Consider the following 23,530-nt stretch of genomic DNA (forward strand, 5'->3'; position numbering starts at 1 on the left):
CGCCTCGATTACCGTTTTCCCAAATTTAGTATCTGGCCATCCTCTAAAGGTTGGTCCAAGACACTGTCCTCCATTTTGATTTGCGCTCCAGGTACATACCCACCTGCCATCTCAATCAAATCTTTTCCATTGGAACCCGCATCTAATGAATAAAACCCAGGGTTCACCACAGGTCCCTCAATTTTAACACGAATTGGTTCTTCAGAATAGATTCTTTTTCGCAAATCAGGGTTTTCCTTTAAGTAATAGAATCCGGCAACCAGTATCGTTACCAATACAGAACGTCGAATCCAATCTATAGCCAAAGGAATTCCCCCTCTGGTTTATTTTCGGCAAGAAGGGGGGAAAAAAATTAACGTTCGTGCAGTAAAATGCGAACTTTTGCTTTCTTTAGGAGATTTTCTTTCTCTTTTGAAACGGGAAGGGCTTCTGCTTCCTGTAAGAGTTCAATGGCGTGGTCATGAGACAAATCGTCTTCTGAATCCCCACCCTCGGTTAACACTCGGATTTGGTCATTTCTTACTTCACAGAATCCCCCATCGATGGCGATTCGGAACTCTTTTCCTGCAGAATGCAATTTGATGAGTCCAAAATCGAGTTGGGAAACGAGTGTTGCGTGCCCTGGCAAAATTCCAAAATAACCCACAGAACCCGGCAGAATCACTGATTCTGCCTTGCCCTGATAAAGGATTTTGTCGGGAGAGATGACTGTTAAAGTCAGTTCTTTACTCATCCGAATTAACCTTTGAGTTGTTTTGCCGCTTCGATCGCTTCGTCAATCGAACCGACCATATAGAAGGCTTGTTCTGGAAGGGTGTCATATTTACCTTCAATGATTCCTTTGAAGGAACGAATGGTATCTTCCAATTTTACATACTTTCCTGGTCGACCAGTGAACTGTTCTGCCACGTGGAAAGGTTGTGAAAGGAATTTCTCCAAACGACGAGCGCGAGAAACAAGGATTTTATCGTCCTCAGAAAGTTCGTCCATACCAAGAATTGCGATGATATCTTGAAGGTCTTTGTATCTTTGAAGAATTCTTTGTACTTCACGTGCTGTGTTGTAGTGTTCTTCCCCAACAATTTGTGGGTTCATGATCCGTGAAGTGGAATCCAGTGGATCCACAGCAGGGTAAATCCCTTTTTCAGAAATCGCACGAGATAAGGTTGTGGTTGCATCTAAGTGAGCAAAGGCAGTTGCGGGAGCCGGGTCAGTTAAGTCGTCGGCAGGAACGTAGATCGCTTGCACAGAAGTAATGGAACCTCTAGTTGTGGAAGTGATTCGTTCTTGTAATCCCCCCATCTCTGTAGAAAGAGTTGGTTGGTATCCTACCGCAGATGGCATACGACCAAGTAGGGCCGATACTTCAGATCCTGCTTGCGAGAAACGGAAGATATTATCTACGAAAAGTAAAATGTCTGATCCGGATTCATCACGGAAGTTTTCTGCCATTGTTAATGCAGAAAGTGCGATACGAAGACGAGCACCTGGTGGTTCGTTCATCTGACCAAAACAAAGAACGGTTTTGTCGATAACTCCAGATTCTTTCATCTCGTTCCAAAGGTCGTTTCCTTCACGAGTTCTTTCACCCACACCAGCGAACACAGAGTAACCACCGTGTTGTTTTGCGATATTGTTGATAAGCTCTTGGATAAGAACGGTTTTTCCTACCCCGGCACCACCGAATAGTCCTGTTTTTCCCCCTTTGATATAAGGAGCGAGTAAATCGATAACCTTGATCCCTGTTTCAAAGATTTCAGTTTTTGGTTTAATTTCATCGTAAGAAGGTGCATTTCTATGGATTGGCATCTTTTTTACGTCTTTAGGAAGATCACCGAGTTCATCGATAGCCTCACCAAGAACGTTAAAGATACGACCAAGAGTTTTTGTTCCTACAGGAACAGAAATGGGAGCTCCCGTATCAATGACTTCTAATCCTCTTTTTAATCCATCAGTGGATTGAAGGGAGATCGCCCGAACCGTGTTGTCTCCAATGTGCTGTTGCACTTCTGCAGTAATTGTTACGTCTTTGCCGTTAACTTTCGATTGGATTTCCACGGCATTGTAGATCTCAGGCATATTCCCGGATTCAAAACTGATGTCCATTACCGAACCGATGATTTGTTTAATTTTACCTTTATTCATATATACTCCGAAAGACCTTTGTTAGGAGATGGCTTCCGCTCCTCCTACGATTTCTGAAATTTCCTGCGTAATTTTTGCCTGACGAACTCGGTTGTAACCGCGAGTTAGAAGTTTAATCATCTCACCTGCAGCGTCTGTTGCCGCTTTCATCGCCACTCTTCGTGCAATGTGTTCGGAAGCTACCGACTCCAAAATGATTTTAACAAAAGTTGTTTTGATCACCATTGGTAGAAGGTTTTCCAAAATTGTTTTTGGATCCGGCTCATACAAAACTTCAGGGCCAGAAGATCCTTTGGAACTTTTTTCTTCCATTGATAATGGAAGAACCGTTGTGATCTCAGGTTTTTGAGTCGCTGCCGAATAGTAATGAGTGGAAATAATTTCAACAGAATCCACTGATTCATTTGCAAAACGTTCCATAAAGTAAGTTGCAAGGTCGTTTGCTTCTTTACTTCCTGCTTTGTCATCGATATTGGTATATGTTGTTACCAATTCAACTTTTGCAAATTTAAAGAAAGCAATGGCTTTTTTCCCTGCAGCATGGACTTCGACTTCCACACCTTTTGACTTCAAGTCTTCGATACGGTTTTTGACCATACGAAGAAGATTGGAGTTAAAACCACCGCATAACCCACGGTTTGCGGCAATTGCAAGGATAGCCACTTTTCGGATTTTGTCCGGCTTCCTTAAGTAAGGGCTGTGGATGATCCCAGCAAGGCCAGACAAAGAAGAAACTAACTCACGAGTTAATTCGGCATATGGTTTTGCCGCATTAACCTTGTTAGTGGCTTTTTTTGCCTTTGCCGTGGAGACCATCTCCATGGTTCGAGTGATTTTTCTCGTATTTTTAACCGAGTTAATCCTCTTTTTTATCTCACGCGGTGTCGCCAAGATCTTTCCCCTTAGTTATTCTTTGCTAGAAAATGTTCAACAATCGATTTGATTGTTTTTTGTAGAGCTGCTTCTTGTTTTACTTCTTTAGCAGTTCTAATTTCTTCCAAAATTTCAGTGTGTTGCTCTCTCATCGTTTTCAAAAGGAAAGATTCAAATTCTCTAACTTTAGCGGTAGGAATTGTATCCATAAATCCTTTTGTTACAGCAAAGATGGAAATTACTTGTTCTTCTACTGGAGATGGTGAGTTATTTGGCTGTTTTAGAATTTCAAGAACTCGGTATCCACGATCAAGCTGTGCTTGTGTGACTGGATCAAGTTCTGTTCCTAACTGTGCAAACGCTTCTAAGTCACGGAACTGTGCCAAGTCTGACTTGAGTGTTCCCGCTACTTTTTTCATCGCTTTGATTTGCGCTGCAGATCCAACCCGTGATACAGAAATCCCTACATCCACCGCAGGGCGTAGTCCCGATGCAAAAAGGTTGGATTGAAGGTAAATCTGACCATCAGTAATGGAGATTACGTTAGTCGGGATGTAGGCGGATACTTCCCCTTCTTGCGTTTCAATGATTGGAAGTGCAGTCATAGACCCACCACCAAATTTATCATCGAGTTTTGCTGCTCTTTCAAGAAGGCGAGAGTGAAGATAGAATACGTCCCCAGGATATGCTTCACGACCTGGTGGGCGGCGTAGAAGTAATGACATTTGTCTGTAAGCAACGGCTTGTTTGGAAAGGTCATCGTAAACAACGAGTGTTGCTTTTCCTTCTTCATACATAAAGTATTCAGCCATAGTCGCACCAGAGTAAGGTGCAATGTATAACATTGGTGCAGGTTCCGATGCGTTTGCCGATACGATGATTGTATACTCAAGAGCACCTTTTTCGCGTAACATTTCGATGGTGGAAGCAACAGTAGATGCTTTTTGTCCAATCGCTACGTAAACGCAGATTACACCTTTTCCTTTTTGGTTGATGATGGTGTCGATCGCAATGGATGTTTTTCCTGTTCCACGGTCACCGATGATAAGCTCTCTTTGTCCACGTCCAATTGGGATCATTGCATCGATCGCTTTGATTCCTGTTTGCATTGGTTCATGAACCGATTTTCTCATCGCAATTCCAGGAGCTGGAGACTCAACCGGTCTTGTTTTTTTTGCGTTCAGAGGTCCTTTTCCGTCGATCACTTCCCCAAGAGGGTTAAGTACTCGACCGAGAAGTTCTGGTCCTACTGGAACTTCGAAGATCTTTCCCACACGTTTAACGGAAAAACCTTCTTCAATTTTAATATAATCACCGAAGATTACAACCCCTACGGAGTTTTCTTCTAAGTTGAATGCTTGTCCTCGAACTCCGTTTTGGAATTCAACAAGCTCTCCTGACATTACGTTTGTGAGTCCGTAAACTCTCGCAATCCCGTCCCCAACTTCGAGAACTGTTCCGACTTCTTCAACTTGAAGGTCTTTTTTGAAGTTTTTAATTTCTTGTTTTAGTACCGACGTTACTTCGTCTGTTTTAATTTTCATTCAAATGCTCCGACTGGGATTTTCTTTTGGAGGAGAGCCTCTTCTATTCCTGCAAGTTTTGCACGGATCGAGGCATCGATTAAAAAGTCGTCTATAAAGAGTTTGAATCCACCAATAAGGGTTGGATCCGTTTGTTCTGTGACACGAAGATCGCGTCCAAACTTGGAAGTGATAGACTTGGTGATTCGATCTACAGCTTCTTTGCCAAGAGAATCTTTGGAAACAATGCGAAGAGAACTACGATTTTTTAGTCGGTCCACTCCTGTTCTATAATCTTCCAAAATATCCTTGAGGAATAGAAATCGATTTTTGCGAACCACAAGTGTGATGAAGTTGGCAACGATTTCCGATGCCTTCCCTTGAACTGACTTTTCAGCAGTTCGTTCTTTCTCAGAAGGATCAACTAATGGAGAAAGGAAATAATGGCGAATTGATTCATCAGAAAAGAAAACATCAACGAGTGTTGAAAGTTCCTCTTCTGTTGACTCAAGTGAGTTAGTTTCTTGAGCTAACTCTAAAATTGCCGTTGCGTAAACCTTTGAAATTTGGTTCAGACTCATTTGATTTTAAGTTTATCGAGTTTTGCGATCTCTTTTTCGACAAAGGAAGCATAGTCTTCCTTCTTCAATTGTTTCTCCAAGATCTCACTCGCGATGAGAACGGACATTTCCACAATTTGGTTTTGCATTTCAGATAATGCTCTGCTCTTCGCTAAATCGATTTCGCGAATTGCGTTATCTTTAATGCCTTTCACTTCGTTGTGTGCTTCTTCCGTCAATCGAGAGCGGAGAGCAACTGCATCTTTTTTAGCTTCATCTACAATTTTATGAGCTTCTTCCGTCGCTTTGAAGAGTTGGTCTTTATATTCTTTTAAAGACTTTTCTGCTTCTACGCGAAGGGTTTCAGCTTTGTTGATATCGCCTTGGATGCCGGAAGCACGTTCTTCGAGAGCATGAAGGATCTTGTCCCATGCAAATTTTTTAAGAACGAAGACAACAACTGAGAAAGTGACCAGGGTCCAGATGACCAGACCCGGATTGACTTTCAGCAAATTGAAGCCGGAAGCCGCAAGGATAACCAAGACTATTGTCCTTGTTCTACTTTAGTGGCACCAGCACCAATTGTTTTGTCAATTGAGCCATTGAGTTTGAGCGCGATAAGAAGAGCGATTACCACTGCGAAAAGTGCTGCACCTTCAATCATACCTGCTGCTACGTAAAGAACGAGTTGGATCTTTCCCGCTGCTTCTGGTTGGCGGCTGATGCTTTCTGCCACTGATCCACCAATTCTACCAATACCGATTCCTGCACCAAGTAATGCAAGTCCTGCTGCGAGTCCTACTGCGATGTATCCTAAACCGAATTCCATTGTTTTCGTTTCACTCCTGTGTGTTTTATAATATAAATAAAACCAATCTTAATGTCTATGCATCACAGTTCCGATGAACACGGTTGTGAGCAGTGAGAAAATGAACGCTTGTAGAAAGGCTACAAGTAGTTCTAAAAAGTAAATAAGCACTGAACTGAGAACAGATACAGGTGCTATGAGCCAATTTTCACTCATAAAGATAAACCCAAGTAACGCAAGGATCATAACGTGCCCTGCAGTCATGTTGGCAAGTAACCTCATGGTTAACGCAAAAGATCGTGCGATATGAGTGACGATAAATTCAAGAACCCACATCAGTGGCCAAAGTGGGAGAGGAACTCCCTTAGGAACCGCATGTGCTACAAATGAAATTCCTTGGTAAGAGAATGCTGTGCCGTATATCGTTAGTAAGGTGATTGATGCAAGAGAAAGTGTGACACTGATATCACCTGTTGGTGTGATCCCAGACCAGATTTCTCCGAATGTATGGAGAGAATGTGGTGTGTGATCCACTGCCCCGACTGCCACAAGAGCATCAGAAGCGGCAACTGTTAGCTCCCCTACTGAAGGGATAAGGCCAAACAAGTTACAGAATAGAATAAAGAAAAACAATGAGAAAATATAATGGTAGTAAGAATGGCCGTGGTGATCAAGAGAAGAATCTACAACGTTTTCTTTTAGATAAGATACAAAAGCCTCTACACCGGATGTGAATTTGTTATGAACCTTTTTAGGGTTCTTAGAAATCAAATTGGCTGCGGGAATAAAAACGAGGAACATAAAAAAACAAGCGATCCACATCATGGTCACTCGTTTGGTGATGTGAAGGTCAAGGCCACCAACATAGTGGTATTTCACACCGTCATGGTTTACGAAGACATCGTGGTTTTCAGCATCGAAACCAGGTTGGCCTTCCGTTACGATTGTGCCACCGAAGTTCAGAGGGAAGATCGGAGCATCACCTAAGTGGTGTGCCATCACTTCGCTGAAATCGAAGCCCTCTTCAGAGCCGTGCCCTTCCGAATCGTTTGCAAAAACATTCGTAAAACTAAGGGAAAAAACTAATAAAAATGATAAAAAAAACCGATATTTAGACTTATTTTCCACTGAAATAGCTCGCAAATACAAGGAAAAGAAGGTGGACGAAATAGGCAATTAAAAATCCAGAAGTTGCCTCAAAAGGGTAATCTAAGACCTGCAAAGCTGTCAATATGCCCAGATTTAGAAAAAAGGAGAGAAATACTGTAAAAAAGGGGAACCCTGAGTCAGCAAGTGCGGGGATTTTTCGCGGCAAAAACCGGAGTTGTAAGACAGCCATTTGGATCGCAAAGGACATAGCACCTCCAAAATAGAAAATCACACGATAACCATCCTCCACCAAACCTGCAGTTAGGGGGAGACTTAGAATGAAAATAAAAAGTAAATAAGTAAAATAGTGGAGATGGAACCTTTTCAGATTGATGGTATTTAGATCCATTGGTTGTAGTTTGCATAGTGGCGGTTTGGGGGCAAGTAGGTTTGGGGGTGCGTGGGGGATTGGAAGGTATAGATCCCCGCCCGTATCGAACTGGGTGGGGTAATCCACCCGCCACCCAATGACTACCATATATCACATGTTTGCTGGTTTGTGTAGGAGGAATTGTAGGTTCACAAATTTAATTGAATCATGTTCATCTTTTTGCCGATTCTGAAAAGAAAACTACAATTACTTTGGCGAAAGTTTGTATTTGGTATTCAAATAAAAGAAAACTTTTTCTACATCTGCTTCTGAAAGGTCCGTATTAAAGTAAAGAACTTCAGCTATATCTGCATCAAGATTTCCATTGCCTAAATAAATTGTATTTGGACTAGCACCACCTGAATAATCATAGGAAATTGGTACTTGACTTTTCAAATTACCATTCCAATACTCACGACCAGAAGTCATCAACACTTGCACTGAACCTATTGCCAGAAATTCATTTTTTGGAATTGGTAAAGCTGATATGGTAGAGCAACTTGCACCATTTCGACAGACAAGATATGCTGAATTTGGATGATCTATAGAAATCTCTCTTCCTTGGCCACCATGTATGTTAATTAGAGTGATCCCACCAGTAATAGTATTGATTAACTTCATCACAAAAAAAACGCTTCCGCTATTATTAACATACAATCCGACTCCGCCTGATAAATTCATCTTTGATACATTTACACTTCTAAATTCTGCAACTGGGTATCCATCAGCTGGACCTTTTCTATAAAGTGTATGTATAGTCGGGGCTGGTGCTTGAACTATATGATTTCCATAACCACTGACATCAGACCAAGTAGCAATGGGATCACCATCATTTAATGTTAGCTGGTCTGCCTTGAACCAAAGCCTGAGAGAACCAGAACCCAAAACCCTGGGTGCTACCATCTGGACAGTGTATTCATTGGTACTACCATCCACTCCAGTCACAATATATTTTAAAGGAGTTGAATAAGAGTTAGAAGTAACGCCACTAATTTGTTCCTTTCCATCCACTGTAACAGAGGCACCGTTTGTTTTGAAATTTGCAATATAGGAAGATATAGAAACGATTGTTTCAGAGGTGATGACTATTTTGTTTTCTGTGATGATTCCCTTAACACCTAAACTAGGAATCGAATACTCCAATAATTCTTTTGCGACCGATGGAACATAGATTTTACCGCAAGTTGGACTGCCATCTGTAGTTGCCCATTTTAACAGCAAAGTGTTTATAAATCGCTTTCCATTGGGGTCACATAAATTTTCAGAAAAAGGATCTTTACAGGAAAATAAAAAAAGTGAGAAACAAAAGCAAAATTTGAAATATGGCTTCAGCATGGAGCAGTTTACCTTTGCTTTCGTTTGTTCAAGCGATTTAGTATCTAAACGATGTTAGATTATTTAAAAAAGATAATTTAATAGTCAATCATAAATTAGGAAATTAATTCCTAAAAAACAACTAAATTTGATTTAAATTGGCACCAAGGCCATCCAAAATTTCTTTTAATTGGTTCGCCTGACTTTCATTAATCCCGGATAAACAAAAAATTTGTTCAGGGATTCCTTTTACTTTTTCTCTTAATAGTTTTCCCATCTTGGTTAAAGTAACAATCACAACGCGTTCGTCGTTGGGATTTCTATTACGTTGGATCAATCCATTTTGTTCCAATCGTTTGAGTAGCGGGGTTAATGTACCGGAATCCAGTTGCAAACGTTCTCCTAATCCACTAACAGAACTTTCACCTTCCTCCCAGAGAACTAACATAACCAGATATTGCGGGTATGTTAGCCCTACCGATTCAAGCAAAGGCCGATAGATTCTCATCAGTCGGTGCATCGAAGAATATAAGGAGAAACAAATTTGGTTCTTCAATAGAAGAACCTCCTCTGTTGGATTCTTAAGCTTTGACAAGTTTTTCGATATCCTTTTCGATATCTTCGGGTTTTGTAATCGGAGCATATCGTTTCACAACGTTTCCGTTTTTATCAATCAAGAATTTTGTAAAATTCCATTTGATATCCAAGGAACCGAAGATTCCCGGTGCCTGTTTTTTAAGGTGTAAATATAGTGGATCCGTATTTGGACCATTCACTTCTAGTTTTGAAAAGATAGGAAAAGTAGTAGAGAATGTTCTCTCACAAAACAATTTGATTTCTGCGTCTGTTCCTGGTTCTTGTTGTCCAAACTGGTTACACGGAAATGCTAAAATTTCCAAACCCTTCCCCTTCCAACGATCATAAGTTTCCTGAAGACCTTTGTATTGAGGGGTGAAACCACATTCGCTCGCTGTATTTACGATCAAAAGTATCTTGTCTTTAAATTGTTCCAAAGGAACTTCCTCGGATCCGCGTTTTACTTTGATTTTATAAAATTCATCTGACATTTGTTCTCTCCCTTACTGCAAATTAGATTGTGCACAATTCAATTTTGTTCAATCTTTTTTAAGAAATAATTCGGATTTTGAATGAAAGGAACCGGGTGAGTGTGGATATTTATAACCCCGCCCTAATTTGGGTGGGGAACTGAACCCGCCTCCCAATACCACCGCCTTACCACAACCGAGCGAATCCAGCCATCGCCTTCCCAATTTCCCGTTATTTTTTACAAAAAAGTTCCTAGTTTTGCAGAATTTACTAGCTTTCAGAGGGAAGGCATTCGAAATGATACGAATTTTATTTCTCATTTCAAAAGATATTTGGAGCAAACAATGAAAATACAATTGGTCTTAAGGCCTTTGTTGGTATCTATACTCTTCCTTTTGCCCGGATTCTTGGCAGCAGAAGGTGAATTAACTCCCACCCCTGCTATCGATAAATCCGACACCGCATGGATGTTAGTTTCTTCTGCATTTGTGTTTTTTATGATCCCAGGCCTTGCTTTGTTCTATGGTGGTATTGTCAGATCCAAAAATGTCCTCTCCACAATGATGCATAGTTTTGTGGCTATCATCGTGATGACATTACAATGGACCATCATTGGATATAGTTTTGCTTTTTCGGGAGATAACCCTTACGTAGGTAATTTTGATTTAGCCTTTTTGAATGGAATCGATATTAATTCAGTAAAAGGAAGTATTCCCACATACGTACATTTTTTATTTCAAGGTATGTTTGCACTCATTACTCCAGCATTAATTTCAGGTGCCATTGCCGAGAGAATCAAACTTTCAGCTTATATAGTTTTTATTCTCGTATGGTCAACGTTAGTTTATGATCCGGTAGCACATTGGGTTTGGTCCGATTCAGGTTGGTTATTACAAATGAATGCACTTGATTTTGCTGGAGGAACAGTCGTCCATTTAATTTCAGGGATCGCTGGACTTGCTGCAGCCATTGTTATTGGAAAAAGAAAAGGTGATCCTGGATTATTAACTCATCCCAATAATATGACTTATACGTTACTTGGCTCAGGACTTTTGTGGTTTGGATGGTTTGGATTTAATGCCGGTTCTGGTCTTTCTGTCAATGGACTTGCAGCGCGCGCATTTTCTGTAACACTCATTGCGCCAGCCGCTGCGGGAGCCAGTTGGTTACTGATCGAATGGTTACACACTAAAAAAGCAACAGCGTTAGGAGCTGCCTCAGGAATTGTAGCAGGCTTGGTTGTCATTACACCTGCTTCCGGCTATGTGGGCATACAAGGTGCCATCATTATGGGATTTTTAGTGTCACCCATTTGTTATATGGCAATTTTACTTAAAGGAAAACTCAATTACGATGATACTCTTGATGCTTTTGGTATTCACGGTGTCGGAGGAGCATTCGGTGCCATTCTCACTGGACTCTTTGCTTTAGAGTTAGCTGAAGGAATGACCTTAGGAAATCAAATGAACGCGCAAGTCATTAGCGTAGTCGCAACAGGAATTTATTCTTTTGTGGTTTCCTATATACTTGCACTTGTAATTGAAAAAACAATCGGTTTCAGAATCGAAGAAGATAAAGAAATCACCGGACTCGACCAAGAGATTCATGGTGAAAAAGGATATGATATAAGGTAATCAGTATGAAATTAGTAGTCGCAATCATCCAACCACATAAGTTAGAAGAAGTAAAAAACGAACTTACCAAAAACGAAATCTATCGTTTGACTGTAAGTGATGTCCAAGGTTATGGCCAACAAAAAGGAAAAACAGAAGTTTTCCGTGGGCATGAATACCAAGTGAATCTTCTTAGAAAAGTGCGCTTAGAGATCGCAGTTAACGATGAGTTTGTCAAACCAACTGTGGATGCCATTTTAAAAGCAGCAAAAACAGGACCAGAAGGTAAAATAGGAGATGGAAAAATTTTTGTAATGCCACTTGAAGAGGTGATTCGCATTCGTAGCGGAGAACGAGGAAGCAAAGCCATCTAACGAAAATTTGATGATCCGAGGGAATTTTTCCCTCGGAGTCAAAACTCAAGTTGTTACTTGGCCGAGAATATATTCCTGATTGGACTTTCCACCAGGAACAAATGGATACACTCCCCAACTAGAAGGGACTCTTACTTCAACCAAAGCCGGGCCTTTCTTTTCTAAAACTGTTTCTAAGTCCTGAACTTCCGATCTCCAATCCCATTCATAATATACTATTCCGAATGATTCACATAACATAGAAAAATCGGGATGGAAATGAAATTTAGAACCAGAATACAAACTTCCATAAAACAAGTCTTGTTGTTGTTTCACTAACCCCAAATGTTCATTGTTGATTAGAATGATCTTTACATTAAGATTCTGTTCTCTGAGTGTAGACAATTCTTGTAAGTTCATCATTATCGATCCATCACCTGTAAAACAATACACATGAGAATCTCTATGGCTTAATGCAACACCAATAGCAGTTGGAAGACCAAACCCCATAGTTCCTTGTCCACCTGAGGTGATCCAAGACAATGGTTGATGAAATGGAAAATATTGTGCCACCCACATCTGATGTTGGCCTACATCCGTTAGGACAAAATGTTCGCCACTTGGTAAAACCGAAGCAAAATCCAAAAGAATAGATTTCATCGGATGTTCTTCTGGAATCTGTTTCCAAGTTTCAACCTGCAACAATGATTCCTTGTTTTGGACCTGAAAATCCTCTTCTAATAAAAAAGGAAGAACTTCTGAAATATCTTTTTGTAAACTTAAAGTTACCGATTTATTTTTGCCAATTTCACGGGCATCAATATCTATATGAATGATTTTTGCTTGGTTACAAAACTTTTCTATGGCACCTGTCGCACGATCGTCAAAACGAACTCCTATGCCAATCAAGAGATCACAAACACCCAGAGCTTCATTGGCAGCCACAGTTCCATGCATCCCCATCATCCCTAAATTCATCGGATCGTCTTTTTCAAAAATCCCAAGTCCCATAAGAGTGGTCACAGCGGGAATTTGAAAACGAGAAACAAATTCTCTTAATCGCAAATATTCTTTTTTTGCACCACCACCTATATATAGTAAGGGGAACCGAGAACTCTTTAACAAGAATTTGAACTCATCTAGAAAAATATCCAAACTTTCAAAAGACAAAGGATCTGCCTTACTTACCTGTTCCAAAAAATCCAAATGAGATGATCCACCAAAAGGAATGTTATTTTCAGGTAAGTTAATCTTTTGAGTTTGTATATCTTTGGGTAAATCAATCCAAACTGGTCCTTTTTTCCCTTCCCCGCATAACAAAAATGCTTCCTCTAAAATTTCAGTGATTTGATTTGGTTCTTCTACCAAATAAACCTTTTTCACGACTGATGAAACAATCTTTACTGTTGGTAATTCTTGGAAAGCATCGGTTCCCATTAACCCTAATGGAACTTGTCCCGAAAAAATTAGCAAGGGAACAGAATCCCTTTGCGCATCGGCTACAGCAGTGATGAGATTGGCCACACCAGGTCCAGAGGAAACAAATACGGCACTCACCTCTCCAGTGCTCCTTGCCCTACCTTGTGCGATAAATCCAGCACCCTGCTCATGTCTTGCTAACACATGTTCGATATTTGACCCCGCCAAACTTTCGTATAATGGCAAGATGGTTCCCCCTGGTACTCCTGGAATCCATGTGATACCTTTTGATTCTAAAAAACGTATGATGTATTGACTTACGGTGATTTGTTCCGACATAAAGATCCTCTCCTTGTTGGTTTCCCCGTCGGCTTTCAGCTTTCTGTCGACCGAGGAAACAAGTGAGAATTATGACAGAAAGCTACGTATGTATGAGGAGACTACGACGACTAGGACGAGAGTAGAGAGGACATAGCTAGACAATCCAAGAACGGGCATGGAATCCATGAATTCGTTGTCTGTGGTTGTCCGAGAGGCCATTACAGTAAAAAGTTTTTTGTAAACTTGTGATCCGTCAAGAATTTATTTGGAGTGGCTTAGTGATTTTCTGCAAACATTTCGCAAGCCTAAGGATGGAATTGATAGATGCAGATGTAACAGCAGAATGGATCGAATTTTTATTCGTTTTCTTTGGCTCGTTTGATGAGAGAATAAAAAGCAAAAATAAAACCCAGGAAAAAACCAACCAGGAGCCAAAGTGGTTCCGTTTTCATATAGTCATCAAGGTAGTATCCTCCCACCACAAAAAGTGCGATGGAAGATACAAATTCAAAACCAGCACCAGCCATCGCCATAGGTGACTTTTCTGGTTTTTTGGCAGATGGTTTTTCCTGCTCTTCGCTCATTGGAGGATACGACCAATTCGGTCCCACCTAACACTAAGTCTCCACAATCGGTAACGAATAGTTCTTTCAATCCATCCGAACCGAGACTCATCATCTCTATAACGAGTATTATGTGAAGAAAAGATTTCTGTATAATGACAACGGTTTTCTAGTTTTTCCCCTTCATATCTTTCTGCAATTTCAGGTCCTTTCTCAGCAAGTTCCTGTCCATCTTTGTATTCACATGTGGAATCTTTCCAATCGATGGAGAAATAAATAATGAGTGCCTTACCTAAAATATCTTCTCGTTTTACAAATCCCCAAGCACGTGAATCGTGAGAGTCATCTCGGTTGTCCCCCATCACCATATACTGGCCTTCTGGAATTTGACAACCATGTAAAAAATCACAATATTCAAAGATATGGGCACGGCGATCATCCTCAAATCCCTCCAAAATAAAATGTTCAAACCCTGGTTTGACTTCTTTGAAGAGTGCTCTTTGTGTGGCTTCTAAATTATCTAGATCAGAAAGTTCTCTTCCAATGGGAACTTCCTTTGGTTCGTAAGATCGAAACTCTTCGGAACCTTTTTCTTTGTATTCGATGAGTGCAAAGTGTACTCGTCCTCTATCTTTTGTGTCCATGTATTTGCGAGTGATTCGGATCGTATCGCCAGGTAATCCTACAACTCGTTTCACAAATCGTTTGGCAAAAATTCCAGTCCGTGATTCTTCTTGGGCAAGGGCCGTTGCCGGTGGAATAAAAGTAACAATATCCCCACGTTTGGGATCATCAATACGGAAGAGTTCCTTCTCTGTAAAAGGCATTCGAAAAGAATAACGCATTTTATTCACAAACAAAAAGTCCCCAATTTTGAGTGTCGGGATCATCGAACCAGAAGGAATATTATTAGCATCTAATATAGATGATTTGAAAGCAAATACAAGAACCACAATGATTCCGAAAGAAATTCCAGAGGCAGCGGCTCCCTCTTTTGGCGGTTCCTTAGAATCTTGTTTTGGTTTGGATTGGAAGATGGTGGAGAATATTCCCATAGGTTCGAAGCTAAGGAATTGGAATTTTCTGTCAAGAAAGGGGGAAAAAAAGCGCAAAAGACTTGTACTATTTTCGGGAATCGACGATACCATACATGGAGATCTTCTACTTATGGAAACATCAATCCACGTTTTACGCAAAACCTTACTGGAGATGAAAGAAAACTACTCTTTTGTCTGCATTAAAACAGGTACGGAAACCGAGGACATGGGAGAAGAAGAAATCTCCCTCTTAAAAACGATCACTGCCGGAATTTTGCCACTCTATGTCAAAATTGGTGGCCCGGAAGCTAGAAACGATATCCGAATCTGCAAAAGAATCGGAGTATCGGGGATTTCTGCACCGATGGTGGAATCCGAATATGCATTAAAAAACTTCATCCAGACCATGAAGAATCTCCTCACACCTTCGGAATACGAATCTTATAACAAATCAATTAACATGGAAACCATCACAGGATATAGAAACTTGATGGATATCTTTGATTCTGTTCCATTCCAAAGTTTGGAGCAAGTAACAGCTGCTAGATCAGATCTAAGTGCTTCTATGGATAAAAAACCAGACGACAAAGAAGTCACTCGTGTTTCTAAAAAAATCATTTCGGAAGCAAAAAGCAGAGGGAAAAAAACTTCTGTCGGTGGAACCATCACCAAAACTAATTTTGAACTGATTGCCAACGAAATTGAACCCGACTTTATCAACTCACGTCATGTGATGGTAGATACAAAAAAAGCAATGTCGATTGGTTCCACTGACGTAGCAGAATGTATGTTGTTATTCGAAATGGATTTATTTGAATTTTTCTCTAAAACATTTCCGGAAAAAGGTTATTATTACCGCAACCGAGTGGAAATCAATAGAGAGCGGATCGGCGAAAGAAAGGTATTGTACTTTATCCGTTAAGTGGTTTATTTATTTTTTTTATTCAGTTTAGTTTCCCCTTTTCTCTTTATTTCTCCTAAAAACTTTCATGCCCCCTTCCAAAAGGGGGTGTTTCTTTTTTTGTTTTTCCTAACCATCTTAAACTTTTGGAAAGAAAAAAAAGCTAAATCTGAGGCAAAGCTGAATGAAAGCACAACTAATATTGGTTTGTTATCTGATAAACAGATAACCATTCTCCCCTATTTACTTTTTGTCAGTTGTATTTTCTTTTTTATCACAAGCACCTACCATGCGTTCCATTTAACAAAGTCATTAGCCGATGCTTTTTTGTTTCAAGATGCGGATTATATTGGCATTTCGGATATCCTTCTCTCTATTTCTCGTGGAGAAGGATTCACCAGCGGCTACTATTCCCCATCAGGTGAAGGAAGTTATCTCCACCACCACTTCGCACCAGGGATGTTAGTTTTGACACCGTTTGTGAGTTGGGTTCCCGAACGGTGGGGACTTGCTGTAGCAGTGTTTTTTGTTTATCAACTAGCTACCATCCTGTGGATACTATGGGCCTATCAAATTTCCAAACACCATTTAAAAGAGAATGGAATCAAATTTCTAACTTTTTGGATTCTTTTGGCAAACCAATTGTATTTGTATCGGATTGGGTCTAGTTTTCATTTTGAAGTGCTAGTTCTCCTCTTTGGTTTTTTCTTTTTCTATATTTGGGAACAAAGAGAAAAGATACAAAAGGGTCCATTCCGTTCCCCTTGGATCTACTATAACGTTTTAACCTTATCTATCGTTCTCTATCTCTCGCAAAAAGAGGATATTGGTATTTATCTTCTTCTATTTTTTCTACCGACTGTTTTAGGAATTTCATATAATCTTTGGAAAAAGAAAAAGAATGAAAATAGGGATGCGCAACAGTCAAGTGGATCGGTAAGAGACAACTCTAAAGAAAAAGCAACCATCCAATCACTAACTCTTGTTTACAGTATTGTCTTTGTATGGTTGGGTTATGTTTTTTTCATTTATCCAATGTTTGGTGATAGATCAGAATCCGTCTCTTGGACCCAAACACTCACCCAAGAATACCATTCCGTATTCAAACAAGTGACAGGTGCAAAAAAATCATTTCAAATTTTTCTTGAGTTAATCGTCAGCGGGGGACTCGGAATCTTTCAGATGATACCCGAAGTCATAGGAATCGGGCTAATATATGCTACACATATATTTTCCTCAAGGCCTTGGCACCATGAGGTTTATACGTATTACAGTTATACGTTAGTTCCTTTTATACTTTATAGTGGAATTTTATGGATCCGATCAGATAAAAAATTAACTCTTTCCTTTGCTTTTTTGATTCTAACTTGTCTCTTTTGGAAAAACTCACTAGACCAAAATTATCCACTGGATCCCAAAATCGAAAGTCCTTGGAAAATTCCTACGATCCAAAAGGAAATCCAATCAGATCTAAAAAAAGTAAATTTGATTCTTCTCTCCATTTTTAAGGGACCAATTTTTGGTGAGCCAAAAGAGAAACTAAATCCTAAAAATCCCACATACCCAAATGAGCCTTTGGATCTAAAAGATAACGCAAACCGAATATTTGTATTCACTCAGTACAATCTTTCCTTCTATATCACTGACAAAGCGACAACCTTTCCATTAGAACAAATCCAAAACTCCTCCTCCATTTGCAAAAAGGCGAATGTTTGTTATGTGGTAATGGCCCCAGAGTTTACTGATGAAATTCTCTGGCCGAAATCTAGGATTTTGGAATATAAAAAAGAATTAGAAAACCAAAAGGGAGTTTTTGTATGGGAAGGAGAACAAGTAGAAGTTAGGAAGTTACCTCAAAGAAACTAGTTTGGATGACTTAGGTTCGTGCTGATTCTCTTAGAGAATGAGAATCGAACGAATTGTTAGCATTGATTCAAATTTTTCGATTTACAAAAACTTAAAAGGAAAATATTTAAAAAATCATTTCAAAAATTAAAACAAACCACCGCATAACGACCGCTCAATCTACAATATGAAAGATTTCATATCCATTCTCACGTTTTTCGATACGTATCTGGCCTTCTAAAACTAATTTCTGGATGATACTGTATACAAGTCCAAGTGCTGTCGGCAAGTGGCCCCCATTATGGACTTTTTTTCCGATGGCAGCTTCCATAAGGACTTTTAAGTCGGATTCCCCTTCTCTGAGCCTTCGGAGAACGCCTTTTTCCAGAATGCTTAATGTTTTTTTCACAAGAGTGATGGTTTTTTTCGGATCTTCAATTTCACTACCATGAGCAGGTAACATACGTTTGATGGGTTCTTCTAAAAGTTTGGCGAGTGTAAAATAATAATCACTTAAATTCCCATCCATTTCAGAATAAATGGCAGTAAGATTGGCAATGATCAAATCTCCCGAAAAATAAATTCCCGTGGAAGGATCTACAGGTGTGATATGATACAAATTATGACCAGGTGTATGTAAAAACCTTAGAAGTCTTCCACCAAACTCTAAACTGTCGTTATGATCAATTTTGACATCAATTCGTAAAACAGGATCCCCTTTTTTGGTTTCACTAAATTTACTATAAAACTGTCTCCAACCTTGGCGTGATTCTTCCAAAATCCGATCCAGTTCTTCCTTATCCCCAAATGCTTTATGAAATAAGTCTTCTGTTGCTTCTTCAAAAAGCACCATCGATTCTAAATAATTTCCCACCCCGTCGGCCATAGCACGATACCCATAATAGGTTACGTTTTTTGCATAAGACTTAAGAACCAAAGAAGAGGAAATATGATCCAAATGATTGTGTGTATAAATAATATGGCGAATATCTTTAAACGAAAATCCCTTAGTTTTTAACGATGCTTGTAACATCGGGATAGATTCAATATAACCAGAATCAATGAGGGTTAATCCATCATCACCTTGGTATAAATAAATATTGTTAGGTGCGTAAAAAGGCTGAGGAAGAATGATTTTAAAGACACCATCCCCGATATCTTCCATCTCAGGAATTCGTTTGGGGATGGTAACTTTCATTTTTTCACCTTATGGTTGTTTTTTGATGATCAATCTTCTTTCGATTTCGAAGATTTTCTCTGGGATTTTTTCTTTCCCTAGTTTCTTTTTATCGTTTTCTTTGAGGAAAAGATCTGCACCAAATTTATCGAGTGCATCGTTTGCTTTGATATTTTTCAAACCAATGAACTGGATTTGTACTTCCCCAGCAGGGATTCCATATTCCGTTCCTTTGTCTTCTGTTGTCAGAATTCGAGAAATACAAGTCACAGTGTCACCAGAAAATGCTGGTTGTGTATGGTATCCTTCTGTGAATCCAAGTTCCCAAATTGCGTTTTCAGAAATATCACGGGAAGCCATACCAGCTAACCAACCAAATACGAGTCCACCGTATACTACTGGTTCTCCACCCATTGGGCCAGAGATTCCTGCAGAATACAATTTATCATAATGAAGTGGATGAGTATTTCCTACGCGGAAAGTCCATTGGTAATGTTCGTCAGTGATGGTTCTTCCATTTTGGTGAACATAAATCTGACCTGGTTTGAAGTTTTCAAAGTAAGTATGGCCCCAAGTCACATCTTTCATCTCTGTTGGAAATTTGAGGTTAGGAAGTTTGAGTGTCGGAGTTTTTGACTCTGGGAAGAATGCAGAAGCGTCACCAGGTTTTGGATTGCCTTTCGGTTTTCCATTGGACTGGTAGATCATGATTTTACGTTCGTATTGTAAAACCACTTCGTTTTTTTGGTTGAGGCAAAGGGTTCTTACACTTACGATTCCTGGTTTGTCTGGACCTTTGTCATCAACTGCTAAAATTTTTGTACGAGAAGAAAGAGTGTCACCTGGATAAACAGGTAATAAAAATTGTGCGTTGTAATAACCGAGGTTGGCAAGCGCCTTCTCACTGTTATTTTGAACTCCAATCGAAAGTGCTAAGTTAAACACCATCAGTGGATGAACGAGTAAATCAGCAAATCCATGTGCCTTTGCATATTCTGCAGATAGGTAAAGTGGGTTTGCATCCATAAACACAGTGGCAAATTCTTGGGCAAAACTTCTGTCCACAGTGAATTGACGAGGGTGAACATAGATATCACCTACATTGAATTCTTCGAGGTATCGACCATAAATGTTCTTTTTGACATCAGAAAGAGAAGCAGGTGTGCTGGGAGCTAACTCACCAAAGGGGGACATAGGTTTTTCGGCCATGGGAATTCCTTTTTCGAATGGGATAGGACTAATTTTCCAAGAGAGGTCTTACCGAAAACGATTTTTCAGGCTCATCCGGTCGCTCGTTTTGCGTATTCCTCCTTCCAGGCGCTATGCCAATGGTACCATTCTTCACGCACAGCACGATAACGAACCAAATCACTTCGAACTTCTAACATAAGTGATTCTAATTCTTCGACACGGCGGAATAGTCGTAAGGTCAAAGCCTCCCACTCTTCTTTGTTTTGGTCCATCCATGGTTCCATAAATTTTATATCGGCCGTTCTTTTCTGTAAAATGTTGCTTTTTTAGTCACCTCCCCATTCGATTCATGGATCATGAGCTTTGTTTTTCCTTCCGAAGATTCCATTCCAGAAAAATACAGGATCCAACCGATCCACCAAAAAGAATACCTCCTAGATGGGGAAATTCGAATCTGGGAAGGAGAATCACAAATTGTCAAATCTCCGATCTTTTTAAACAAAAATGGGAAATTGGAACAGGTGGTTTTAGGATCCTATCCTAATTTTGATGAAAAACAGAGTTTACTCGCACTAGATGCCGCAGTGAAGGCTTTCAACCACGGAACAGGCGTTTGGCCTATTGCCACAACAAAAGAACGAATCGATGCCGTTCGAAAATTCATTACACTCATGAAAGGGAAAAGAGACCAAATCATCTTACTTCTTATGTGGGAGATTGGTAAAACAGAAAAAGATGCTACAAAAGAATTCGAAAGAACGATCGAATACTTAGAAGACACTATCGAATCTTTACAAGAACTGGAAACAACTTCCTCCAATTATATCAAAGAAGGAGGTCTCATTGCACAAATCAAACGTTCTCCTTATGGAGTGGTCCTTTGTATGGGTCCGTTCAATTATCCTTTGAATGAAACATTTTGTACACTGATTCCAGCCATTCTTATGGGAAATACTGTCGTTTTTAAACCGGCAAAATATGGAGTATTATTACTACAACCACTCCTTGAATGTTTCAAGGAAGCTTTTCCTCCGGGTGTCATCAACACCGTGTATGGTGATGGTTCCAAAGTCATTTCTCCGATTATGGAGTCAGGCAAAATTGATGTTTTTGCATTTATTGGTTCGAGTCATACGGCTAACCTCATCACAAAAAAACATCCTAAACTCAATCGCCTAAGATCCGTTTTGGGACTGAATGCAAAAAACCCAGCAATTGTTTTACCTGACACCGACTTAAAAACAATGGTCCCGGAAATTCTATCGGGATCCCTTGCTTATAATGGACAAAGATGTACGGCGCTCAAAATTCTTTTTGTTCACAAAGACATTTTAGATGAGTTTACTAAACTTTACTTAGAAGAGTTAGCCAAATGGAAAGCGGGAATGCCTTGGGAAACGGAAGTCAATTTTACTCCACTCCCTGAAGAAGGAAAAACCAAATGGTTAAAAGAACTCTTAGATGATGCTTTGACAAAAGGTGCAAAAATTTTGAATCCTGGTGGTGGAGAAATCAATGAGTCCTTTATGTTTCCAGCAGTCCTTTCCCCCATTCCACCAAACGCACGTTTGTATCAGGAAGAACAATTTGGGCCACTCGTACCGATAGTTCCTTTTTCTTCCGTAGAAGAACCGTTAAACTATATCTATGCATCCAATTTGGGCCAACAGGCCAGTATCTTCGGAAAAGATCCAAAAACTATCGGCAAACTCATCGACATCCTTGTGAACCAAGTGGCAAGGGTCAATTGGAATGCGCAATGCCAAAGGGGGCCAGATTCCTTTCCATTTTCCGGACGTAAAGATTCTGCTGATGGAACACTTTCTGTTTCCGATGCCCTGCGTGTTTTTTCCATCCGTACGGTTGTGAGTTTCAAAGACAATGAGATGGGACGTAATCTTCTAGGAGATGTACTGAAAGAAAGGTCGTCGAATTACCTAAGCCAAGAATTTCACTTGTAACACTCTTTTCTTTTCCGATACTTGAGAAAGGTAAATCCCTAAATTGTTTTAGAGGATAAGGGAGGGTAACAACTTGCGTCGGAATTGGTTCGTTTCTTTCCTTTTTTTCGTTTGGTTCCTTTCCTGTAACCAGGTGAACCCAAGAGATGAGTTGCTTTTTACGCTCATTAGTGGCCTAAATCCCGTTAGTCCCGCAACCACTTCTGTTTCCGTTTCTTCTTCTGCAAAAATAAACGTATCGAGTACAAGTGTTCTATTGAAATATGGAACCCCTCAAAACTTTGGAATTTCACTGGTCAAACAACCAACGGCTAATGTGGATATCACTTTTACATTTACCAATACTAAATTAACTATAAATGGTTCTGGGACTTCTCCCACTCCTACGCCACTTACCTTTACTCCCGCAAATTATAATGTGGTTCAAACAATCAGTTTAAATTCAACCACCCAAGTTTTAGATTCCTCCTCGCTCACGATCACAGCGACAAGTGCAGACCCTTATTATAATACAAGTGGCACGGTTTCCATAAGCCACCAACGGATCTATTTGGCATATACGGGAAATTCATTTATCTTTAAAGAGAATGTAGCAATACCATCACTCACTCCGACTCTCAGTTTTGTGATCACCAATTGTACGGTAACTCCGGCTCTTCCCACTGGCTTAAGTTTGAATGCAAGTAACTGTGTGATTTCAGGAACACCAACTGGCGGTACACTACCTGCTACTACTTATGCCGTAACAGCGACAAACGGAACCGACTCAGATACCCATAACATTAGTATCCAAATAGAAACAGCAGTATATAAAGTATTTGTTACAGCTGCCACATTCAATGGCGACTTAAAAGGAGCCGCTGCGGATGGTCCAGCCGGGGCTGATCTAAAATGCAATGCGGATGCAAACAAACCGTCGACGGGAACTTATAAAGCAATGCTTACCGATGGAACCAACCGAAGGGCTTGTACTACAGATAACTGCGGTGGCGGAGCTGGGGAAAACTATTATTGGGTTTTCCAACCGGGAGAGATTTATGTAAGATCGACTGATTCTGCCTCTCTTTTTACAGCGAATGCTTCTGGAATTATCCTTGCACCAGCAGCAAATATGTTAAACCATTCGTTTGATTCAGGAACCCCTGCCAAGGAATATTGGACGGGATTTGCGCAAACAAGCTATTGGCAAAAAGCCTCGCCAACGCTGTCATTTACTTGTTCAGATTGGACTTCGAATGCGCCAGTGGCGGATGGAGGAAGAGTAGGTACATCTGATAGTACAAATTATTCATCGATTCGAAATGGTTCAGGTAGAAGTTGTGACCTCTTATACCATCTTCTCTGTGTAGAACAATAACCG

Annotated in this window: 24 protein-coding genes and 1 pseudogene; 7 read left to right on the plus strand and 18 right to left on the minus strand. The window is 40.1% G+C overall.

What is annotated here, in order from left to right:
• Positions 1–8 precede the first annotated feature (8 nt).
• From EHR07_RS07595 to EHR07_RS07655, 12 genes are all read right to left on the minus strand, one after another.
• Positions 9–305, minus strand: coding sequence for a hypothetical protein (locus EHR07_RS07595; RefSeq protein WP_135744538.1), 297 nt, complete (start codon positions 303–305; stop codon positions 9–11).
• Between the two features lie 47 nt (positions 306–352).
• Positions 353–733: an ATP synthase F1 subunit epsilon gene (gene atpC, locus EHR07_RS07600; RefSeq protein WP_135744539.1), complete on the minus strand. Its 381-nt coding sequence runs from the start codon at positions 731–733 to the stop codon at positions 353–355.
• 5 nt (positions 734–738) lie between these two features.
• Complete coding sequence (gene atpD / locus EHR07_RS07605) at positions 739–2,145, minus strand: F0F1 ATP synthase subunit beta (RefSeq protein ID WP_135744540.1); 1,407 nt, start codon at positions 2,143–2,145, stop codon at positions 739–741.
• 21 nt (positions 2,146–2,166) lie between these two features.
• A complete protein-coding gene (atpG, locus tag EHR07_RS07610; RefSeq protein WP_135744541.1) occupies positions 2,167–3,036 on the minus strand; it encodes an ATP synthase F1 subunit gamma in 870 nt (289 codons plus the stop codon).
• Between the two features lie 11 nt (positions 3,037–3,047).
• The gene (atpA, locus tag EHR07_RS07615; protein WP_135697156.1) at positions 3,048–4,562 is read right to left on the minus strand and encodes a F0F1 ATP synthase subunit alpha; all 1,515 of its coding nucleotides are present in this window, start codon (positions 4,560–4,562) and stop codon (positions 3,048–3,050) included.
• Entirely contained in the window at positions 4,559–5,122 is a 564-nt protein-coding gene (gene atpH, locus EHR07_RS07620; RefSeq protein WP_135744542.1) for an ATP synthase F1 subunit delta, read from the minus strand. Before atpH ends, atpA begins: the two co-directional genes overlap by 4 nt.
• The gene (locus EHR07_RS07625) at positions 5,119–5,643 is read right to left on the minus strand and encodes a F0F1 ATP synthase subunit B (RefSeq protein ID WP_100742135.1); all 525 of its coding nucleotides are present in this window, start codon (positions 5,641–5,643) and stop codon (positions 5,119–5,121) included. Before EHR07_RS07625 ends, atpH begins: the two co-directional genes overlap by 4 nt.
• A gap of 2 nt (positions 5,644–5,645) precedes the next feature.
• Complete coding sequence (atpE, locus tag EHR07_RS07630; RefSeq protein ID WP_002975055.1) at positions 5,646–5,930, minus strand: ATP synthase F0 subunit C; 285 nt, start codon at positions 5,928–5,930, stop codon at positions 5,646–5,648.
• 48 nt (positions 5,931–5,978) lie between these two features.
• Positions 5,979–7,058 carry a F0F1 ATP synthase subunit A gene (gene atpB, locus EHR07_RS07635; protein WP_420871173.1) on the minus strand — a complete coding sequence of 360 codons (1,080 nt, stop codon included), beginning with the start codon at positions 7,056–7,058 and terminating at the stop codon, positions 5,979–5,981.
• 577 nt (positions 7,059–7,635) lie between these two features.
• A complete protein-coding gene (locus tag EHR07_RS07645; protein ID WP_135744545.1) occupies positions 7,636–8,649 on the minus strand; it encodes a DUF5018 domain-containing protein in 1,014 nt (337 codons plus the stop codon).
• 235 nt (positions 8,650–8,884) lie between these two features.
• Complete coding sequence (locus tag EHR07_RS07650) at positions 8,885–9,337, minus strand: MarR family winged helix-turn-helix transcriptional regulator (protein ID WP_135744546.1); 453 nt, start codon at positions 9,335–9,337, stop codon at positions 8,885–8,887.
• On the minus strand, positions 9,324–9,809 hold the full coding sequence (locus EHR07_RS07655; protein ID WP_135744547.1) for a glutathione peroxidase: 486 nt from the start codon (positions 9,807–9,809) through the stop codon (positions 9,324–9,326). The genes EHR07_RS07650 and EHR07_RS07655 overlap by 14 nt, the downstream gene beginning before the upstream one ends.
• Positions 9,810–10,133: 324 nt before the next feature.
• Here EHR07_RS07655 and EHR07_RS07660 point away from each other — a divergent pair, with 324 nt between their 5' ends.
• Positions 10,134–11,423, plus strand: coding sequence for an ammonium transporter (locus tag EHR07_RS07660; protein WP_135744548.1), 1,290 nt, complete (start codon positions 10,134–10,136; stop codon positions 11,421–11,423).
• Positions 11,424–11,428: 5 nt separating this feature from the next.
• On the plus strand, positions 11,429–11,776 hold the full coding sequence (locus EHR07_RS07665) for a P-II family nitrogen regulator (protein WP_135697141.1): 348 nt from the start codon (positions 11,429–11,431) through the stop codon (positions 11,774–11,776).
• 45 nt (positions 11,777–11,821) lie between these two features.
• Here EHR07_RS07665 and ilvB read toward each other — a convergent pair whose 3' ends face one another.
• The 3 genes from ilvB to lepB form a co-directional block, all read right to left on the minus strand.
• Positions 11,822–13,513, minus strand: a complete 1,692-nt coding sequence (gene ilvB / locus EHR07_RS07670; RefSeq protein WP_135744549.1) for a biosynthetic-type acetolactate synthase large subunit — start codon at positions 13,511–13,513, stop codon at positions 11,822–11,824.
• A gap of 338 nt (positions 13,514–13,851) precedes the next feature.
• The gene (locus EHR07_RS07675) at positions 13,852–14,079 is read right to left on the minus strand and encodes an AtpZ/AtpI family protein (RefSeq protein ID WP_135744550.1); all 228 of its coding nucleotides are present in this window, start codon (positions 14,077–14,079) and stop codon (positions 13,852–13,854) included.
• Entirely contained in the window at positions 14,076–15,113 is a 1,038-nt protein-coding gene (gene lepB / locus EHR07_RS07680) for a signal peptidase I (RefSeq protein WP_409035721.1), read from the minus strand. The genes EHR07_RS07675 and lepB overlap by 4 nt, the downstream gene beginning before the upstream one ends.
• A gap of 112 nt (positions 15,114–15,225) precedes the next feature.
• Here lepB and EHR07_RS07685 point away from each other — a divergent pair, with 112 nt between their 5' ends.
• From EHR07_RS07685 to EHR07_RS19350, 3 genes and pseudogenes are all read left to right on the plus strand, one after another.
• Positions 15,226–16,017: an aldolase gene (locus EHR07_RS07685; protein WP_135744552.1), complete on the plus strand. Its 792-nt coding sequence runs from the start codon at positions 15,226–15,228 to the stop codon at positions 16,015–16,017.
• On the plus strand, positions 16,018–17,862 hold the full coding sequence (locus EHR07_RS07690; protein WP_135744553.1) for a DUF2079 domain-containing protein: 1,845 nt from the start codon (positions 16,018–16,020) through the stop codon (positions 17,860–17,862).
• Positions 17,863–17,896: 34 nt separating this feature from the next.
• A pseudogene (locus EHR07_RS19350) lies at positions 17,897–17,992 on the plus strand (pilus assembly protein); the annotation flags it as partial.
• Positions 17,993–18,016: 24 nt separating this feature from the next.
• Here EHR07_RS19350 and EHR07_RS07695 read toward each other — a convergent pair.
• From EHR07_RS07695 to EHR07_RS07705, 3 genes are all read right to left on the minus strand, one after another.
• The gene (locus EHR07_RS07695; RefSeq protein ID WP_135744554.1) at positions 18,017–19,039 is read right to left on the minus strand and encodes an MBL fold metallo-hydrolase; all 1,023 of its coding nucleotides are present in this window, start codon (positions 19,037–19,039) and stop codon (positions 18,017–18,019) included.
• A gap of 9 nt (positions 19,040–19,048) precedes the next feature.
• A complete protein-coding gene (locus EHR07_RS07700) occupies positions 19,049–20,227 on the minus strand; it encodes a MaoC family dehydratase (RefSeq protein WP_135744555.1) in 1,179 nt (392 codons plus the stop codon).
• Between the two features lie 71 nt (positions 20,228–20,298).
• The gene (locus EHR07_RS07705; RefSeq protein ID WP_100720202.1) at positions 20,299–20,481 is read right to left on the minus strand and encodes a hypothetical protein; all 183 of its coding nucleotides are present in this window, start codon (positions 20,479–20,481) and stop codon (positions 20,299–20,301) included.
• An 84-nt stretch (positions 20,482–20,565) separates the two neighbouring features.
• Between EHR07_RS07705 and EHR07_RS07710 the strand changes: the two genes are divergently transcribed.
• Together EHR07_RS07710 and EHR07_RS07715 are read left to right on the plus strand one after the other, a co-directional pair.
• Positions 20,566–22,170 (plus strand): NADP-dependent glyceraldehyde-3-phosphate dehydrogenase, encoded by a 1,605-nt coding sequence (locus EHR07_RS07710; protein WP_135744556.1) that lies wholly within the window; start codon positions 20,566–20,568, stop codon positions 22,168–22,170.
• 151 nt (positions 22,171–22,321) lie between these two features.
• Positions 22,322–23,527, plus strand: a complete 1,206-nt coding sequence (locus tag EHR07_RS07715; protein ID WP_338092087.1) for a DUF1554 domain-containing protein — start codon at positions 22,322–22,324, stop codon at positions 23,525–23,527.
• Positions 23,528–23,530 lie beyond the last annotated feature (3 nt).

Origin of the sequence: Leptospira bandrabouensis, assembly GCF_004770905.1 — a bacterium.
Taxonomy (GTDB): Bacteria; Spirochaetota; Leptospiria; order Leptospirales; family Leptospiraceae; genus Leptospira_A; species Leptospira_A bandrabouensis.

Coding starts and splice junctions, on each gene's coding strand:
- EHR07_RS07665 (WP_135697141.1), top strand. CDS start 11,429: ATGAAATTAGTAGTCGCAATCATCCAACCACATAAGTTAGAAGAAGTA.
- EHR07_RS07705 (WP_100720202.1), bottom strand. CDS start 20,481: ATGGACCAAAACAAAGAAGAGTGGGAGGCTTTGACCTTACGACTATTC.
- EHR07_RS07685 (WP_135744552.1), top strand. CDS start 15,226: ATGGAAACATCAATCCACGTTTTACGCAAAACCTTACTGGAGATGAAA.
- EHR07_RS07655 (WP_135744547.1), bottom strand. CDS start 9,809: ATGTCAGATGAATTTTATAAAATCAAAGTAAAACGCGGATCCGAGGAA.
- atpA (WP_135697156.1), bottom strand. CDS start 4,562: ATGAAAATTAAAACAGACGAAGTAACGTCGGTACTAAAACAAGAAATT.
- EHR07_RS07695 (WP_135744554.1), bottom strand. CDS start 19,039: ATGAAAGTTACCATCCCCAAACGAATTCCTGAGATGGAAGATATCGGG.
- atpE (WP_002975055.1), bottom strand. CDS start 5,930: ATGGAATTCGGTTTAGGATACATCGCAGTAGGACTCGCAGCAGGACTT.
- EHR07_RS07710 (WP_135744556.1), top strand. CDS start 20,566: ATGAGCTTTGTTTTTCCTTCCGAAGATTCCATTCCAGAAAAATACAGG.
- atpC (WP_135744539.1), bottom strand. CDS start 733: ATGAGTAAAGAACTGACTTTAACAGTCATCTCTCCCGACAAAATCCTT.
- atpD (WP_135744540.1), bottom strand. CDS start 2,145: ATGAATAAAGGTAAAATTAAACAAATCATCGGTTCGGTAATGGACATC.
- lepB (WP_409035721.1), bottom strand. CDS start 15,113: ATGGGAATATTCTCCACCATCTTCCAATCCAAACCAAAACAAGATTCT.
- ilvB (WP_135744549.1), bottom strand. CDS start 13,513: ATGTCGGAACAAATCACCGTAAGTCAATACATCATACGTTTTTTAGAA.
- EHR07_RS07700 (WP_135744555.1), bottom strand. CDS start 20,227: ATGGCCGAAAAACCTATGTCCCCCTTTGGTGAGTTAGCTCCCAGCACA.
- EHR07_RS07675 (WP_135744550.1), bottom strand. CDS start 14,079: ATGAGCGAAGAGCAGGAAAAACCATCTGCCAAAAAACCAGAAAAGTCA.
- atpH (WP_135744542.1), bottom strand. CDS start 5,122: ATGAGTCTGAACCAAATTTCAAAGGTTTACGCAACGGCAATTTTAGAG.
- EHR07_RS07660 (WP_135744548.1), top strand. CDS start 10,134: ATGAAAATACAATTGGTCTTAAGGCCTTTGTTGGTATCTATACTCTTC.